Source organism: Micromonospora sp. DT48 (assembly GCF_049844495.1).
Lineage (GTDB): Bacteria > Actinomycetota > Actinomycetes > Mycobacteriales > Micromonosporaceae > Micromonospora.
Genome location: NZ_JBNCLE010000008.1, coordinates 12,781 through 29,182 on the forward strand (window position 1 = coordinate 12,781; position 16,402 = coordinate 29,182).

The following is a 16,402-nucleotide window of genomic DNA, read 5'->3' on the forward strand; positions in this document are numbered from 1 at the left end:
CCCGACCCGCCCGACCCGCCCGACACCGTTCGGCCGCGTCGCTGCCGCCTGTTTCGGTTAGGAAGGGCCCCCTGCTATACGCCAGGCGTTAGCAGGGGGCCCTTCCTTGCACCTCAGCCGTTGGCGGCGACGTCGTCGATCAGGCGCAGCAGGGTGCGTACCGGCACGCCGGTGCCGCCCTTGGTCCAGTAGCCCGTCGGCTCGCCCGAGTGGTAGGAAGGGCCGGCGATGTCGATGTGGGCCCAGGCGACGTCGTCGGTGACGAACTCGCGCAGGAAGACCCCGCCCTGGAGCATGTGCCCGGCGCGGTCCATGCCCGCGTTGACCTGCGAGATGTCGGCGACGTCGGAGTCCATGCCCTTGCGCACGTCGTCCGGCAGCGGCATCGGCCAGACCGGCTCACCGACGGCGTCACCGGCATCGCGGACCCGCTCGCACAGCTCCGTCGAGCCCATCACGCCGGAGATCCGCTTGCCCAGCGAGACGACCTGACCGCCGGTGAGGGTGGAGGTCTCGAACAGGTAGTCGCAACCGTCCGCGCAGGCTCGGGCCATCGCGTCACCGAGGATCATCCGGCCCTCGGCGTCGGTGTTGAGCACCTCCACCTTCTTGCCGTTGAACATCGTGATCACGTCGCCCGGCCGGTACGAGGTCCCCGACGGCATGTTCTCGGCCATCGGCACGTACGCGGTCACCGGCACCGACGGCTTCAACTCGGCCACCGCCAACATGGTGGCCGCCACCGCCGCCGCGCCCGCCATGTCGGACTTCATCTCCCACATGCCCTGCGGCGGCTTGATCGAGATGCCGCCGGTGTCGAAGGTGATGCCCTTGCCGACCAGGGCGACCCGCTTGCCGGTGCCGCCACCCTGCGGGGTGTAGGTCAGCTTCACCAGGCGCGGCGGGGCCTCGGAACCCTGACCGACTGCGGTGATGCCGCCGTAGCCGCCCTCGCGCAGGGCGACCTCGTCGAGCACCTCGACGTCGAGGCCCGCCGCCCGACCGGCCTCGGCCACCGCGTCGGCGAAGGCCGGCGGACGCAGCTCGTTCGGCGCGGTGTTGACCCAGTCGCGGGTGAGCCGGACCGCACCGGCCACCGTCTGGGCCCGGGTCACCTCCGCCTGCGTGGCCGCGTCCGCCGCGTCCGGCACGGCCACCAGCACCTCGGCGACCGGCTCCCGGCGGGCCGGCTGCGGCCGGGTCTTGTACCCGGCGAAGCGGTAACCGCCCAGCAGCGCGCCCTCGGCGACCGCGCGCAGCGCGTCGGCGGCGTCGGCGTCGTCGGGCAGCGGCAGCGTCATCGCCACCCGGGACGCGCCGGCCAGGGCGCGCACCGCGGCTCCCGCCGCACGGCGCAGCGTCTCCGGAGCGGGTGCCGCACCACTGGGCTCCGGGCCGAGGCCGACGGCGGCGAGCACCGGCGCGGCGACCGTGCCGAGCGTCGCCAACTTGATCACCTCACCGGGGCCGCCGGTCGCGCCGAGCAGCGCCAGCGTCTCGGTCAGCTTGCCGTCGAAGGCGGCGGCGATACTCTCGGCGCCGCTGGCGAGCAACAGGGTGCCGGCGAGGCCGCTGGTGGCGTCCTGCTCGCCGGTCGTACTGTGCACGCCGATCACGATCGCGTCGACGGCGAGCTCGGCGGGGTCGGTGTCGACCAGGCTCAGGGTGGTGCTGGGCGATGTCACGGAGGCTGCTCCCGGGCGGGCCGGGCCGGTCGCGTGGTGGCGTACCGGCGGTGGAGTTCCCCAGCGGATGATTTACCCGCCGGACGTCATTGCTGCCGCCAGGTCATCCGGCGGTCCCGCCGATGCTAACCAGCCCGGTGCCTGCGGGTAAGTTGCCACCCATGACCGAGGTGACCACCGACGCAGCCGCGACCCGGCTGCGTCGTTCCCCGCTGAGCGACCGGCACACCGCGCTCGGCCCGAAATTCGCTCCGTTCGGTGGCTGGGAGATGCCCCTGGAGTACGCCGGTGGCGGAGTGCTGCGGGAGCACACCGCGGTGCGTACCGGGGTGGGCGTGTTCGACGTGTCACACCTGGGCAAGGTGCGGGTGACCGGGCCGGGGGCGGCGGAGTTCGTCAACGCCTGCCTCAGCAACGACCTGGGCCGCATCGAGCCGGGGCGGGCGCAGTACACCCTCTGCTGCGACGAGGCGACCGGGGGCGTGGTGGACGACATCATCGCCTACCTGCACGCCGACGACCACGTCTTCCTCGTGCCGAACGCGGCGAACAGCGCCGAGGTGGTGCGCCGGCTGCGCGCCGCCGCGCCGCCGCAGGTCACGGTCGCCGACGAACACGAGGCGTACGCCGTACTGGCGGTGCAGGGGCCCCGCTCGGCGGAGCTGCTGGACGGGCTCGGCCTGCCCACCGCGCACGGGTACATGAGCTTCACCTCGGCGCGACTCGGCGCGGTCGAGCTGACCGTGTGCCGTACCGGCTACACCGGCGAGCTGGGCTACGAACTCGTGGTGCCGGTCGACGACGCGGTCGCCGTCTGGGACGCGTTGTTCGCCGCCGAGCCGACCCCGCAGCCCTGCGGCCTGGCCGCCCGGGACACGCTGCGCACCGAGATGGGCTACCCGCTGCACGGGCAGGACCTGTCGCTGGAGATCACGCCGTTGCAGGGCCGTTCGGGTTGGGCGGTCGGCTGGGACAAGCCGGCCTTCTGGGGCCGGGACGCGTTGCTCGCGGAGAAGGCCGCCGGTCCGACGCGTACGCTGCGCGGCCTGGTCGCCGCCGGTCGGGCCATTCCCCGCCCCGGCATGGCGGTGTTCCACGGTGACACCCGGGTCGGCACGGTCACCAGCGGCACCTTCAGCCCGACCCTGAAGCACGGCATCGCCCTAGCGTTGATCGACACCGCTCCCGCGCTGCCCGACGGGGCGGAACTGCACGTCGACATCCGCAATCGACGCACCCCCGTGCAGCTGACCCGTCCCCCCTTCCACCAGCCCTCCGTCGGGTCGTGACCGGCGTCGACCAGGAGATCCAGAGCGGACGACGCCGCGATCGGTGACGTCAGGGGGTCGGGGGTTGACCGGCGTCGAGAACGGCCTGGGTCCAGCCACCCTCGATGACGCCACCGGTGCCGAGGACGGCCCAGTCCACGACGTCGGCCACCGCCACCACGACGGGCGAGCCGATCCGCACCGTGGGGTCGGTGTTGGCGTCGCTCGCGCTGACACCGACGATCCGGTCCGGGGAGTCCCAGGTCGTCACCCCGGCCCAGACGTACTCCGGCCCGTCGTCGCCCGGCAGCCCGTACTTGACCACCAGTTGCGTCTCCGGCGGCAGCTGTTCGTCGCGGAACCGGGCCCGGATGTCGTCGAGCCCGGCGCGGGCGGTGGCGATCGCCCGGCTCATCGCGTCACCGGAGCGGGCGTAGCGCACGTCGGGCTGGATGCCGGAGAAGAGCGTCGCGCAGGCGTTGGCGAAATACCGCCCGGCCGGGCCGGGATGCCCGGCCGGCGGACGCAGGCTCAGGAAGGAGTCGGCCTCTGGGTCGGTGGCCGGGTCCAGCTCCAGGCGCAGCAGCACCGGCGCGGTCGCCCCGTGCTGCTCCGGGTTGCCGTACGCCACCGCGATGTCGTGCCCGGTCACCGTGGCCAGCACCGGTAGCTGCACGAACGCCGGGACCTCCTCGCCGGCCAGCCCGTCGGTCCAGTCCCGCAGCAGCCGCCGGGCCGCGCCGGTCATCACCGCGCCCCAGGCCCGGGTGAGATGGTCGGGCACCCCCTGGGTCTGCAACTCCAGCAGACCGAACCGGCGCAGGCCCTTGGTGGTGAACCAGAGCCCTTCGGAGTCCGACGAGTAGGGCACCAGCACCCAGTCGACCAGCCGGACCCGGCCTTCGGCGTCGGGCAGCGAACGCAGCGCCGTGGCCGGGTCCAGGAACTGGAGGCCGAAGACGTCCACCACGTCGCCGTCGACCGCCTCGGCGACCGCCGCGGCCACCGCACGGGCCGCCCACTCGTGGGCGGGCGGCCAACCCGGGCGGTACTCGGCCTGCACCACCACCAGGTGGGTCGCCGCGGCCAGCCGGTCCAGCTGCGCCTCGCTGGCCCCGAACGCGGTGAGCAGATCCGGGGGCAGCTCGGGAAACTCGGCGACGGTCCGGACGTCGACGCTCATCAGCGGACTGTCCAGCATCTGCCGAGCCAACCCGTACACCGGTTCGGCGAGCCGACCGGCCAGCGCCTGCACGGCCGTGCGGGCCGTCACCGACGGCAGCCCCGCCGTCGGCACCAGATAGGTCGCGCTGAGCGACTCCGGGACCGGAACGGGCAGGAAGTCGTCGGTGATGAGCATGTCGTCCCCCGGGTGGCCGCGCCGGTGCTGTCGTCGCAGGTACGCTACCCGCCGCCGTCGGCCCGGCTCAGCCGGACAGCACCAGTCCCAGGTAGACCAGCGTGGTGACCAGCTCGACGCAGGCGCCGAGCACGTCCCCGGTGATCCCGCCGAACCGGCGTACCACGTGCCGCAGCAGCCCGGCCGCGACGGCGAGCGCCGCCAGGACGACCAGCGGGCCCTGCCATGCCCGGTCCGGCACCGCCGCGACCGCCAGGAGCGCGACGGCGACGGTGCCGGTGGTCAGCGCGACCGGCCCGACGCTGCCGGCGACCAGCGCACCGAGCCCCTCCGGCCGTGCCGCCGGCACACCGCGTCGGCAGGCCAGCGTCACCCCGAGCCGTCCCGCCGCGGTGGCGGTCAGCACGGCCGCGAACACCGCCGGTCGGGGGCGGCCGACCAGCTCCGCCAGCGCCGCCGCCTGCACCAGCAGGACGAGCACCAGGGCGGCCACCCCGAACGGCCCGACGTCCGGCTTCTTCATGATCTCCAGCGCCGCCGGTCCACGCCGGTAGGAACCCAGCGCGTCGACGGTGTCCGCCAGCCCGTCCAGGTGCAGTCCTCGGGTGAGCAGGGCGGCCACCGCGACGGTCACCCCGGCGGCGACCAGCGGCGCGGTGCCGGCGGCCACCAGCAGCAGTACGCCCGCCAGCGGCACCCCGAGCAGCGCACCGACCACCGGGGCGAGCGTCATCGCCGTACCGGCGGTGGCCCGGTCGACCCGGCCGACGCGCAGCGGCAGGATGGTGAGGGTGGTCAGGGCCAGCCGCGCCGCGTCGCCGAGCCGGTGCTCAGCCGGCACGTGCGGCGGAGGTCTCCGCCGGTTCGGTGCTGGTCGGGCCGGGGCCCTCGGGTTCCGGCTCGCGGAAGTCGGGCTCCGCCTCCTCGGCAGGCTCCGGTTCGCTGCCGTCGTCGTCGCGGTCGTCGCCTTCCGGGCGGGTCGGCAGCCCGGCGGCCAACGCCAGCGCCGAGCGCAGCAGCGGCAGGACGGTGAGGGCGTTCGCCCCCTCGCCGAGGTCGAGTCTCAGCTGGGTCAACGGCTCCAGGCCGAGCACGTCGGCGGCGAGTCGGACGCCCGGGTTGCCGCCGTCGTCGGCCAGCAGACACCAGTGTCGGGCCTGCCCGGCCAGGTCCCGGCTGACCAGCCCGGCGGCCACCCCGACCGGGCCGTCGAGCAGCACCGGCAGCCGGCGACCGGCCGCGCCCAGCAGGATGCCGGTGGCCACGGCGACGTCTCCGCCGCCCAGTTCGGCGAGCACCTCGACGGCGTCCCGGGAGAAGCGACGGGTGCGGTGCAGGGCGTCGCGGACCGCGGCGCAGCGGGCCATCCAGGCCACGTCGTCGACCTGGCCTGCCGCGGTGACCACCCGGGGGAGCACCGCGGGCGGTTCGGCACCGGCGGTAGCGGCCAGCACTGCCGCGGCGGTGGCCTCGGTGCCGACACCGCACGCCGCCAGCACCAGCAGCTGTACGCCCGCATCGGCCGCCTCCTCGGCGAGCCGCTGGCCGTGGCGCAGCGCCATCTCCACCTGCTCGGTGTCGAGCGCCGGACCGTGTTCGATGGGGGCGGCGGCGGGGGCCTCCACCACCTGGAGACTCGCTCCGCTCTCGGCGGCCAGCCGGGCGAGGACGCCCTGACCGGCGCGGGCCTGCTCGGCCCGCCGGGCCGACTCACCGACCACCGTGCCGGCGGCGACCCCACCGGCGTGGTCGCCGTGCACCAGCAGCACCCGCACCGAGCGCCACGGCGTCGGGGTGGGGGTGCCCTGGGTGGCGGCGGCGAAGGAAACCACCTGCTTCAGCGCGCCGAACCCGGCGCCCGGCACGTCCAGGCTCGCCAACCGGTCGACGGCCTGCGGGCCGGTGGACTCGTCGGGCATGGGCAGCGTCATGCCGGGTTGGATGGCCGGGCTCGTCGTGGCCGTCGTGAGGGCTTCGCCGGGGGCGGTCGACACTCCACCGGTCGGGCCCGCCTGGGTGGGCACCGTGGCACCGGTACCGCCGTCGACGGCCGGCCGGTCGTCGGACGCCGCAACGACCTCGGCGGGCGACGCGGGAAGGCCGACGGGGGGCTTCAACCGGCACGGCTGACCGGCTACCACCAGGACCACCGTGTCGCAGGCGTCCGCGACGGCGCGGTTGACCGCGCCGAGGGCGTCGGTGAACGCCCGGCCCAGCGGGGTGGTGGGCACCAGGGAGAGCCCGACCTCGGGGCTGACCAGCACCAGTCGCGCGGGGCAGGACCGCACGGCGGCGGCCAGTTCGGCGACGGTGACGGTGTCGTCGGCCGGCTGGTGCGTCGGGTCGAGCAGCACGGTCACCCAGCCGCCGAGGTCGTCGACGAGCAGCGTCTCCTCCGGCCGAGCGGTGGCGATCACGTCGGCGAGGCGGCGCGGATCGTCCGTGACCTCCTCGGTGCTCCAATTCGCGGGCCGACGGGCGCGATGCGCGGCGATCCGCTCGGCCCACTGCGGGTCGTCGCCCGCGTCGGCGGCGGTGGCCAGGTAGCGGACCGTGGGCGCGTCGGCGACCAGGGACTCGGCGAACTCCGACTTACCGGACCGGATTCCACCGAGGACCAGAAGCATGTTCCACCCGTCTAGGGACATGCTGGGTACCTTACGTCCAGCCAGCGGGCCGGGGCACCGCAGGTGCGCCGCACCGCGCGCCGACCCACGGTACGGTTCAGTGCTGTTCCGGGGCCTGGTATCGGAAGTCGTTGGGGTTGACGTCCGCCTGCTTCGGATCCTCCTGCCAGGCGCCCTCACCGGGGCGGGCCTGGAGGGCCGTGATCAGTTCCTCCCGGTCCATCTCCCGGGCTCCTTCGATGCCGCCCCGTACCGCGATGTCGCGCAGTTCCGCCGTGTCCATCTGCGGGATCGGTGTCGTCATTTGTCGCCTCCGGTGCGTTGGGCTTCGACGACACATACCCGGCGACGGCGGTGTCAGTCGCCGTGCCGCGCGCAACCCCCACCCGGCCGGTATCGACGGCCGTGGCCCGGTCGCCGGGCGGCGGTGCGACTACGCTGACGGAGGTCCGTCCCACGGGACATCAGCGGCGAGGGGAGACGCGCACATGGCGTGGAGCTGGCGGTACGAGGGCGCGAACGGCGAGTCGGTCGAGGGGCCGGCCGAGTCGTTCGGTAGCCAGGCCGATGCCGAATCCTGGATCGGTCAGACCTGGCGGGAACTCGCGGCGTCCGGCGTCACCTCGGTCACGCTCCTCGAAGACGATCGGGTGGAGTACCGGATGAGCCTGCTGCCTCCGGCGGAGTGATGACGCCCAGGGACTCCGAGCCGCTGGTGCTCGGGGTGCCCCGGGCGGCCTTCCGGCCCAGCCCGGTCTTCCTGGCGCTGGTCGCCCTCTTGGTGACCAGCGCCGTGTTGACCTGGCACGGGATCGGCAACGTCCGGCTCACCGTGTTCTGCTTCGTGGTCTCCGGCTGGCTGGTCTCGCTGTGCCTGCACGAGTACGCCCACGCCGTGGTGGCGTACCGCAGCGGTGACCGGGGGGTGGCCCACCGGGGTTACCTCACGCTGAACCCGTTGAAGTACAGCCACCCGCTGCTGTCCATCGCGCTGCCGGTGGTGGTGGTCCTGCTCGGCGGCATCGGCCTGCCCGGCGGCGCGGTCTGGGTGGACCGGCACGTCATTCCCGGGCGGCTGCGGCACACCCTGGTCAGCCTCGCCGGGCCGGCCACCAACGTGCTGTTCGCCCTGGTGTTGGTGGTGGTGCTGCGCCTCGGCGTGGACGGCGGCGGGCCGGTGCAGTTCTGGGCGGCGGTGGCCCTGCTGGCCTTCCTCCAGATCACCGCCAGCCTGCTCAACCTGCTGCCGGTGCCGGGGCTGGACGGCGGGAACATGCTCCAGCCGTGGCTGACGCCGCCGTACCGGCGGATGTACGACCTGTTCGCGCCGTACGGGTTCATCCTGCTCTTCGCGTTGCTGTGGAACCCGACGATCGGCGGCTGGTTCTTCACCGCCGTCTTCGCCATCGGCGACCTGCTCGGCCTGCCACCGTGGTTGTACGCGACCGGTCTGGAGCTGATCCGGTTCTGGCGGAGTTGACCGCGCCGCCCGGCCGGCGGGATGGCCCACCGGCCGGGCGGGGCCGGATCAGGGCCGCTCGGCCGGCGACTCGGTACGCGCGGGATCCCGCTCGGTCACCGGCTCGACGATCTCGTCGATCGCCTTGAGCAGACCGGCGTCGAGCTTCACCCCGGCCGCCTTGACGTTGTCGTGCACCTGCTCGGGGCGCGACGCCCCGACGATGGCCGACGACACGTTGGGGTTCTGCAGCACCCAGGCGATGGCCAGCTGGGCCATGGTCAGCCCGGCCTGGTCGGCCAGCGGCTTGAGCTGCTGCACCCGGGTCAGCACGTCGTCGGTGAGCCACTTGGCGATGAAACCAGCGCCGGACTTCTCGTCGGTGGCCCGGGAACCGGACGGCGGCGGCTGGCCGGGCAGGTACTTGCCGGAGAGCACCCCCTGCGCCATCGGCGACCAGACGATCTGACCGATGCCCAGCTCCTCGCTGGTCGGGATGACCTCGCTCTCGATGACCCGCCACAGCATGGAGTACTGCGGCTGGCTGGAGACCAGCGGGATGCGCAGCTCCCGGGCGAGAGCGTGGGCCTCGCGGATCTGCGACGCCTTCCACTCGGACACGCCGATGTAGTGCGCCTTGCCGGAGTGCACGACGTCGGCGAACGCCTCCATCGTCTCCTCCAGCGGGGTGCTGTAGTCGTACCGGTGGGCCTGGTAGAGGTCCACATAGTCGGTACGCAGCCGGCGCAGTGATCCGTTGATCGACTCCATGATGTGCTTGCGGGACAGGCCCCGGTCGTTGCGGCCCGGCCCGGTCGGCCAGTACACCTTGGTGAAGATCTCCAGACCCTCGCGCCGCTCCTGCTGGAGCGCCCGCCCGAGGACGTCCTCGGCACGGGTGCCGGCGTACACGTCGGCGGTGTCGAAGGTGGTGATGCCGGCGTCGAGGGCGGCCCGCACACAGGCGAACGCCGCTTCCTCCTCGACCTGCGAACCGTGGGTGATCCAGTTGCCGTACGAGATCTCACTGACCATGAGGCCGGAGCGGCCCAGGTGTCGGAATTCCATGCCTCGACCCTAGCCCGGACCTCGGTGGAACCGCTGGTCTCAGAGCACCGGGTTGGCGTCGGCGAGCAATCCGTCGATCTCGGCGACCACCGCGCTCGGGTGGTGGAACATCGGGTCGATCAACGGCTCGCCGCGTCGGTCCAGGGCACCCCAGTTCCCGGCGCTGTTGGTGGCCAAAAAGGCGACCGGGTGGATCAGCAACGCCGGGTGCGCGGGCGCGACGATCACCTGCCCGTTGCGGTCCACCACACCCTTGCGACCGGCCAGGTCCACCACGGCCAGCCCTTCCTCGGTGAAGCCGTCGACGTAGTGGCCGTCGGCCAGGGTGGTGTGGAAACCGTGGTAGCGGGTGGGTACCACGATGCGGCCGGTGCGGTCGACGGCACCCCAGCCCTCCCGGCGTACCACCGCCACGCCCTTGTGGAAGGGCCGCACGTCGGCGAAACCCGGCGGTACCGCCACCTCGCCGCTGGTGTCGACGGCGTGCCAGCCGCTCTCGTCCCGCACCACCCAGGCCAGCCCGTCGGAGAACGGGCGAGCCGCCAGGTAGGTCGGCTCGACCACCGTCGCACCGGCCAGGTCGATCAACGACCACCGGTCGGTCTGCGGTTCGCGTACCCAGGCCAGGCCCTCCCGGAACGGCTGTGCCTCGGCGTACCGGGCGGGCACCACCATGTCACCCTCGGCGTCCGCGTAACCCCACAGGCCCTGGCCGCCGTCGCGGGCCGGCACCGGAGGCCGGTCCCGCTCCAGCACCTCCTCCCACCCGCGCGGGTACGGCCCGAAGCCGCTCTCCTTGGCGCGGGCGGCGACCGCGTCGAGGCCGGTCCGGACCCGGGCCAGCAGCTCGGTGTCCTGCTCACCGCGCAGGTCGAGGGCCCGCTCGAAGTGATGGCAGGCCTCCATCAGCCGGCCCTGGTCGTAGCAGCAGCGGGCGGAGTGCTCGTGCAGCGCGGCGCGGAGCCGGTCGGGTAGCTCGATGGAGTTGGCCTCCGCGAACCGCCGGTCCGCCTCGGTGAACTCGCCGCGCCAGCGCAACACGTGGGCCAACCGGGCCTGGGCGAGCGCGGCGCGGCGCAGTTCGCCCGTCGCCTCGGCGTAGGTCAGCGCCATCCGACCGTCGTCCAGTGCGTCGTCCAGGTCGCCGAGGACCCGTGAGGCCACCGCGCGCAGGCTCAGCAGCCGGGCCCGGGACCTGTTGTCCAGGGCCGTGGCGAGCTTCTCGGTGAGCCGTTCCCGGACCTCCCGCAACTCCTCCGGGTCGTCCACCACCTCCCGCAGGGTCACCGGGTCGAGACGCCAGCGGAAGTTCGCCAACACCTGTTCGGGATCGGCCGGTGATTCGGCCACCGGCTCGCTGTCGTCCGGGTCGTCGCTCGCCGGCTTCTCGTCGTCCGCCGGGTCGGCCGGTGCGGCGGTGTCGGCTGAGCCGGGCGGCGCGTCGACGTCACCGGGTCCGGTGTCCGGACGCTTGGTGCCGCCGTCGGGCTCGGTGTTGCGAGCCGGGCCGTCCGGCGACGTGGTGTCGTCCGGCGGCGTGGTGTGGTCGGGCGGCGTGGAGACCGGCGCGTCGAGGTCGGGCTCACCGGGCGGTACGGGCATCGGCGGCCCGGAGACCGGCGTCGACAGGGGCAGGCCGGAGACGGGTGCCAACGGTGGCCCGGACACGGGTGCCACGGGAGGGCCGGACACGGGTGCCGTGGGTGGGCCGGAGACCGGTGGGCCGGACACGGGTGCCGTGGGTGGGCCGGACACGGGTGCCAACGGCGGGCCGGACACGGGTGCCGTGGGGGGCCCGGAGACGGGCGACGGCGGTGCGGAGACCGGCGTCGGGTCGGGCGGCGCGGAGACGGGAGCCGCCGAGGTCGGCGGTGCCGGTGGTGTCCCGACCGGCCGTTCGGGCGGCAGCGGTGCGGGCGGTGCCGACACCGGAGACGCCGAGACCGGGGGAGCGGGCACATCGGCCGTCGCCTGCGGCGTGGGCTCCGGCGGCGGGGCGACGGTCCGCTCCGGCCCGGCTGGTCCGGGCCGCTCCGGTGGTGGCATGGAGGCGGGCGCGTCCTGTTCCGGGGCCGGTGGCTTGGTGACCGGACCGAACCAACCCAGCGCACCGTCGGACGCCGGCCGGGCGGGCGCGGGCGGCGGGGACGGTGCGGGTGGCGGCGGGACGTACCGGGTGGGCTGACGGGCGGCCGGTGCCGCCGGAGCATCCTGGTCGGGCCGTGCCACCGGCGGCGGGCCGAGCGGTGTCCGGTCGGCCACGGGCGGCTCGGGCATCCGCCCCGACGCGGCGGCCACCGACGGCTGGTCCGGCGGTGCGGAGACCGGCCGGGTGGGCTGGCGGGCGAACGGTGGCTGGTCCGGCGGTGCGGAGACCGGTCGGGTGGGCGGTGGCTGGTCCGGTGGCGCGGAGACCGGTCGGGTGGGCGGTGGCTGGTCCGGTGGCGCGGAGACCGGTCGGGCCGGTGGCGGGGTGACGGGGGGTGCGGCGGCCACCGAGGGCACCGGTGTGGGAGGCGGCGAGGCGACGACCGGCTGGTCGTGCAGGGGAGCCGGACGGACCTGGTGTTCGTGCAGCGGTGCGGGCCGTACCTCGTGCTGGTGCAGCGGCGCAGGGCGGACCGTGTCCCCGGTCGGTGCCGGATCGGCCCCGGCGGCGACGGAGGGTCGGTCCTGGCCGGGACGGTCGGTACGCGGCCGGTCGGGACCGGTCGGGCCACGGTCCTGAACCAGTTGGCGGGGGTCGCTCCGGTCCCCGGCGGTGGCCGAGGGACGAAGCCGTGGCGGGTGGCCGACCTCGGGTTGGTGCTGCGGGGCGGGGGAGACGGGTCGGGCCCGTCCGGCGGCGGGGGAGACCGGCCGGTCCGACTCCGGAGCGGGAGACACGGGACGATCCGGTACCACCGACAGGTGACGGCGACGCGGATCCTGGTCGGGTGCTGCGGAAACGGGCCGGTCGCGGTCGGGCAGCGCGGCGGCTGGCCGGTCGTCGAAACGCTGCGGGCCGGGACCGTCCGGCATCCCGCCCGGACGCCGGTCGAACTCCGGCTCCCGAGGAGCCGGTCGCTGGTACTCGCGGTGGTCGCGTCCACTGCTCGGCCGTAGCGGTCCGGGCGCGGGCCACGGCAGGTCGCCGCGCGACGGTGCGTCGTAACCCTGCTGGTCCGGTGGCGGTTCCGGACGGCCCCGCCGGGGCGCCCGGTCCGGGCGAGCCCACTCGTCGGGCGGGCGGACCGGCTCGTCGTCGATGAAACCGTCCGGGTACGGCGCGGCGTCCGGGTCTCCGCCGCCGACGAAGTCATTGCGGTAGCCGTCGACCACGGGACCGTCGGTGCGGGGCGGCTGCCCGGGGTGGTGACTCCACTGGTAGCGCGGGCGCGCGGCGGCCTCTCCGGGCGGGCGGCGGTCGACACCGTCGACCGGGCGTCGGGTGGCGGCGGGACGACGAATCTCCTCGTCGGCCTCCGCCGCCCAGCCGGGTTCCCGGCGAGGGGCCGGAGACACCGGTGCTCCGCGCCGGTACTCGTCGCGCCCACCCGACTCGACGTGACGGGGCCGGTCCGCGTACGGGTCGGGTTCGCGCTGACCCCGGCGTCCGGGCTCGGCTGGCGGATAACGGCGGTCCGGGTCACGCCGTTCGGGTTCCCGCCGGGCGTACCGCTCCGGGTCGCGGCGCGCGTACCGGTCGGGTTCGCGCTGGTCACGGGGGCGGTGCGGGTCGCGGCGTTCGGGGTAACGGTCGCCGTCGCGCGGGCGCTCGACGTACGCCTCGCGCTGGTCGCGGCGTGGCGGCGCACCCGGTCCGGCGGCGGCCGGTGGCCCGAAGTCCGACCAGACGACCGCGTCGCGGCCCCGTGCGGGTTCACCGTACGACGAGCGTCGCCCCTGCTCCGGCCGCGAGCCGGGCGGCATCGACCGGTCGTACGGCCGGGCGCCGTTCGGGCCGCTGACGGGCCGATTCTCGAATGCCTCGTGTCGGCCCGGAAGGCCGTCCGGTTCCTCGTTCCAGGATCGTCCGGTGTACGTGCCGTCGGGCCGGGTCGGCGCGAGTGGCGGCACCTCGGCCCGGCCGACGGCGCTCGCGCGACCCCGTGGCTGGTGCTCGGCCCCGTTGTCACCCGGATAACGCTGGCCCGGGAATTGCGGCTGCCACTCGCTCGTCGGCTCGGCGACCCAGGATGGCTCGGTGGGATCGTGCCACCGGTCGGCGTAGCCGCGACTCATCCGCCGGACCTGTCGCTGCGGCCGGGACGTCGCCGGGAGGCGGGGCGGACCGCGACACGGGGAGGGTGAACATGCCCGGCGAACGGGCCACGACCGGTCCGACCCGTGCCGAGACCCGGGACCGACGCCCGCTCGCTCACGGTCGCGCCCCGGTGGTCGGCTCGCGTCCGCTCGCTCACGGCGATGTCACCTCGTCGGAAATGGTCGCGCTGGGCACCCCGGAGACCGGCGAATTCGCTCGTCCGGGCACCGAATGGCTGCGCATGGAGGGTAGCGGCGCGGGCTCGGTCACCGCCACTACGGCACCCTCGTCAACCCAAACGTTATCCTATTGATCCGGACATTTATCCCTATGCCGGTATCGGACTTCCGGCGCTGCCGTACTCACCGTCAACCGCTCGTCGCCGTCGCCGGGGGCCTGTCCGTTCACCTGTCGGCGCAGCCGAGACCGGCGCGTACGAGGTGCCGATCCGGGCAGGCACGCCGCATGGCGCGTGCCCGGCGGGCGGTCAGACCGGGTCGCCGAGGGCGACCCGGGGCTCCGGCGTACGCAGCTTGCGGAACGTGATCGACCGCATGATCGCGTAGACGTACAGCGACCCCATCCGCTGGGTGGACTTCGGGAAGCGCTCGCGGACCAGCTTCTTGATCCGGCGTGAGATGAGCACCGAGTCGACCACCACGCCCAGGGCCAGTGCACCCCAGAGCAGGTTGGAGGCCAACCGGATCACCGGCGGCATCGCCTGGTTCGAACCGATCAGCACCACCAGGGCGCCGCCGAAGAACCAGGTGCCGACGGTACGCCGGGAGTCGACCACGTTGCGGGCCAACAGCCGCTCCGGGCCCCGGTCGCGGGGCCCGCCCTCACGGCGGAACTCCGCGGCGGCCTCGGCACGGCGTTGTCGGCGCTGCGCCTTCGCCTCTTCCTTGCTCAGCGGCTTCCTGGCCACGGCGGGGCGACGACCGTGGGAGGGGCGCTTCGGCGTCTCCCGTCCCTTGGCCGGGGTGTAGGCACGGGACCGGGCCGCCTCGGCCGCCTCCTCCTCAGCCGGGGTCAGCGGCTCGGTGGCGGGTTCGGCGAGGTCGGCGGACTTGCGGCGAAACAGCGACGGCACGCGGCAAGGGTAGCCAACGCCGCGCGCCCGATGCACATCGCGGTGCGGCGAACGCGCGGCGCCCAGCGTCGCGGGTCGATCAGGGTCGTTCGACGTGCGCGCCCAGGTCGGCGAGCTTGGCCTCGAAGTCCTCGTAGCCACGGTTGATCAGATCCACGCCGTAGACCCGGGAGGTGCCCTCGGCCGCCAACGCGGCGATCAGGTGGCTGAAGCCCGCCCGCAGGTCGGGAATGACCAGGTCGGCGGCGTGTAGCTTGCTCGGCCCGGCGATCACCGCGGAGTGCTTGAAGTTGCGCCGGCCGAATCGGCACGGGGTGCCGCCCAGGCAGTCCCGGTAGACCTGGATGTTCGCGCCCATCGAGTTCAGCGCCTCGGTGTAGCCGAGCCGCTGCTCGTAGACCGTCTCGTGGACGATGGACAGGCCGCGAGCCTGGGTCAGGGCCACCACCAGCGGCTGCTGCCAGTCGGTCATGAAGCCCGGGTGCACGTCGGTCTCCAGCGCGGTGGCCTGGAGTTCACCGCCCGGGTGCCAGAAGCGGATGCCGCCCTCCTGCCCCGGGTGTCCGCGGCGCGGCGGCCGGGTGTCGGTCACCTCGTACTCGCCGCCGACCGAGCGGAAGACGTTCAGGAAGGTCATCATGTCGGCCTGCTCCGCGCCGAGCACCTCGACGTGGCCCCGCGTGGCCAGTGCCGCCGCGGCCCAACTCGCCGCCTCGATCCGGTCCGGGATGGGCCGGTGGGTGTAACCGTGCAGCTTCGGTACGCCCTGGATCTCGATCACCCGGTCGGTGTGCACCTTGATGATCGCGCCCATCTTCTGCAGGACACAGATCAGGTCGATGATCTCCGGCTCCACGGCCGCGTTGCGCAGCTCGGTGACGCCCTCGGCCATCACCGCGGCCAGCAGCACCTGCTCGGTCGCGCCGACGCTGGGGTAGGGCAGCGCGAACTTCGTGCCGTGCAGCCCGTTCGGCGCGGACAGGTGCAGACCCTCGGGGGTCTTCTCGACGGTCGCGCCGAACTCCCGGAGCGCCTGGAGGTGGAAGTCGATCGGCCGGGGCCCGATGTGGCAGCCGCCGAGGTCCGGAATGAAGGCGTGCCCGAGACGGTGCAGCAGCGGCCCGCAGAACAGGATCGGGATCCGGCTGGAACCGGCGTGCACGTTGATCTGGTCGGTGCTGGCGCTCTCCACGTTCGCCGGGTCGAAGACCAGCTCGCCGTCCTCGTCGCCGTCGGTGACCTTGACGCCGTGCAGCCCGAGCAGGCCCCGGACCACCTCGACATCCCGGATCTTCGGCACGTCGAACAGTCGGCTGGGGCTGTCGCCCAGCAGTGCGGCGACCATCGCCTTGGACACCAGGTTCTTCGCGCCGCGTACCCGGATCCGCCCTTGCAGCGGCGTGCCTCCGTGTACGACCAGGACGTCGTCGGTCAACGCAACCTCCAGCGCGTGCGTGCTGCCGTTTCGATGAATGGACACCACCGGTCGCTACCCGGGGTGCGGTCGCGCCCAAACGCCCGCGCCCGCGTGTGTCGTCGCCCGGCAGCATAGCCCTCCGTGATGAGAATGGATCCGGTCACACCGCTTCGGAGGGT

At 74.0% G+C, this 16,402-nt stretch carries 12 protein-coding genes; 3 read left to right on the plus strand and 9 right to left on the minus strand.

Features of this window, described 5'->3' with window-relative positions; genetic code table 11:
- Positions 1 to 113: 113 nt before the first annotated feature.
- Positions 114 to 1,685 (minus strand): leucyl aminopeptidase, encoded by a 1,572-nt coding sequence (locus tag ACLQ2S_RS10180; RefSeq protein ID WP_425701586.1) that lies wholly within the window; start codon positions 1,683 to 1,685, stop codon positions 114 to 116.
- Between the two features lie 161 nt (positions 1,686 to 1,846).
- On the opposite strand from ACLQ2S_RS10180, the gene gcvT reads away from it, so the two are divergent.
- On the plus strand, positions 1,847 to 2,974 hold the full coding sequence (gene gcvT, locus ACLQ2S_RS10185; RefSeq protein WP_425701587.1) for a glycine cleavage system aminomethyltransferase GcvT: 1,128 nt from the start codon (positions 1,847 to 1,849) through the stop codon (positions 2,972 to 2,974).
- A gap of 49 nt (positions 2,975 to 3,023) precedes the next feature.
- On the opposite strand, the gene ACLQ2S_RS10190 is transcribed toward gcvT, so the two are convergent.
- The 4 genes from ACLQ2S_RS10190 to ACLQ2S_RS10205 all read right to left on the minus strand — a co-directional run bounded on the left by ACLQ2S_RS10190 (position 3,024) and on the right by ACLQ2S_RS10205 (position 7,244).
- Complete coding sequence (locus ACLQ2S_RS10190) at positions 3,024 to 4,313, minus strand: DUF2314 domain-containing protein (protein WP_155219356.1); 1,290 nt, start codon at positions 4,311 to 4,313, stop codon at positions 3,024 to 3,026.
- Positions 4,314 to 4,380: 67 nt separating this feature from the next.
- On the minus strand, positions 4,381 to 5,154 hold the full coding sequence (locus ACLQ2S_RS10195; protein ID WP_309223460.1) for an adenosylcobinamide-GDP ribazoletransferase: 774 nt from the start codon (positions 5,152 to 5,154) through the stop codon (positions 4,381 to 4,383).
- Complete coding sequence (gene cobU / locus ACLQ2S_RS10200) at positions 5,144 to 6,961, minus strand: bifunctional adenosylcobinamide kinase/adenosylcobinamide-phosphate guanylyltransferase (protein WP_425701588.1); 1,818 nt, start codon at positions 6,959 to 6,961, stop codon at positions 5,144 to 5,146. Before cobU ends, ACLQ2S_RS10195 begins: the two co-directional genes overlap by 11 nt.
- A 76-nt stretch (positions 6,962 to 7,037) precedes the next feature.
- Positions 7,038 to 7,244 (minus strand): hypothetical protein, encoded by a 207-nt coding sequence (locus tag ACLQ2S_RS10205; RefSeq protein ID WP_155219347.1) that lies wholly within the window; start codon positions 7,242 to 7,244, stop codon positions 7,038 to 7,040.
- Between the two features lie 184 nt (positions 7,245 to 7,428).
- Here ACLQ2S_RS10205 and ACLQ2S_RS10210 point away from each other — a divergent pair, with 184 nt between their 5' ends.
- Both ACLQ2S_RS10210 and ACLQ2S_RS10215 read left to right on the plus strand, forming a co-directional pair.
- Positions 7,429 to 7,629 (plus strand): hypothetical protein, encoded by a 201-nt coding sequence (locus tag ACLQ2S_RS10210; protein ID WP_155219344.1) that lies wholly within the window; start codon positions 7,429 to 7,431, stop codon positions 7,627 to 7,629.
- The gene (locus tag ACLQ2S_RS10215) at positions 7,629 to 8,420 is read left to right on the plus strand and encodes a site-2 protease family protein (RefSeq protein WP_155219341.1); all 792 of its coding nucleotides are present in this window, start codon (positions 7,629 to 7,631) and stop codon (positions 8,418 to 8,420) included. Before ACLQ2S_RS10210 ends, ACLQ2S_RS10215 begins: the two co-directional genes overlap by 1 nt.
- Positions 8,421 to 8,468: 48 nt before the next feature.
- Here the strand turns inward: ACLQ2S_RS10215 and ACLQ2S_RS10220 are convergent, their stop codons facing one another.
- From ACLQ2S_RS10220 to murA, 4 genes are all read right to left on the minus strand, one after another.
- The gene (locus ACLQ2S_RS10220) at positions 8,469 to 9,467 is read right to left on the minus strand and encodes an aldo/keto reductase family protein (RefSeq protein WP_155219339.1); all 999 of its coding nucleotides are present in this window, start codon (positions 9,465 to 9,467) and stop codon (positions 8,469 to 8,471) included.
- A 39-nt stretch (positions 9,468 to 9,506) separates the two neighbouring features.
- Positions 9,507 to 13,691: a WG repeat-containing protein gene (locus ACLQ2S_RS10225; protein WP_425701589.1), complete on the minus strand. Its 4,185-nt coding sequence runs from the start codon at positions 13,689 to 13,691 to the stop codon at positions 9,507 to 9,509.
- Between the two features lie 509 nt (positions 13,692 to 14,200).
- On the minus strand, positions 14,201 to 14,806 hold the full coding sequence (locus tag ACLQ2S_RS10230) for a DUF3043 domain-containing protein (RefSeq protein ID WP_425701590.1): 606 nt from the start codon (positions 14,804 to 14,806) through the stop codon (positions 14,201 to 14,203).
- A 79-nt stretch (positions 14,807 to 14,885) separates the two neighbouring features.
- The gene (murA, locus tag ACLQ2S_RS10235; RefSeq protein ID WP_425701591.1) at positions 14,886 to 16,286 is read right to left on the minus strand and encodes a UDP-N-acetylglucosamine 1-carboxyvinyltransferase; all 1,401 of its coding nucleotides are present in this window, start codon (positions 16,284 to 16,286) and stop codon (positions 14,886 to 14,888) included.
- Positions 16,287 to 16,402 lie beyond the last annotated feature (116 nt).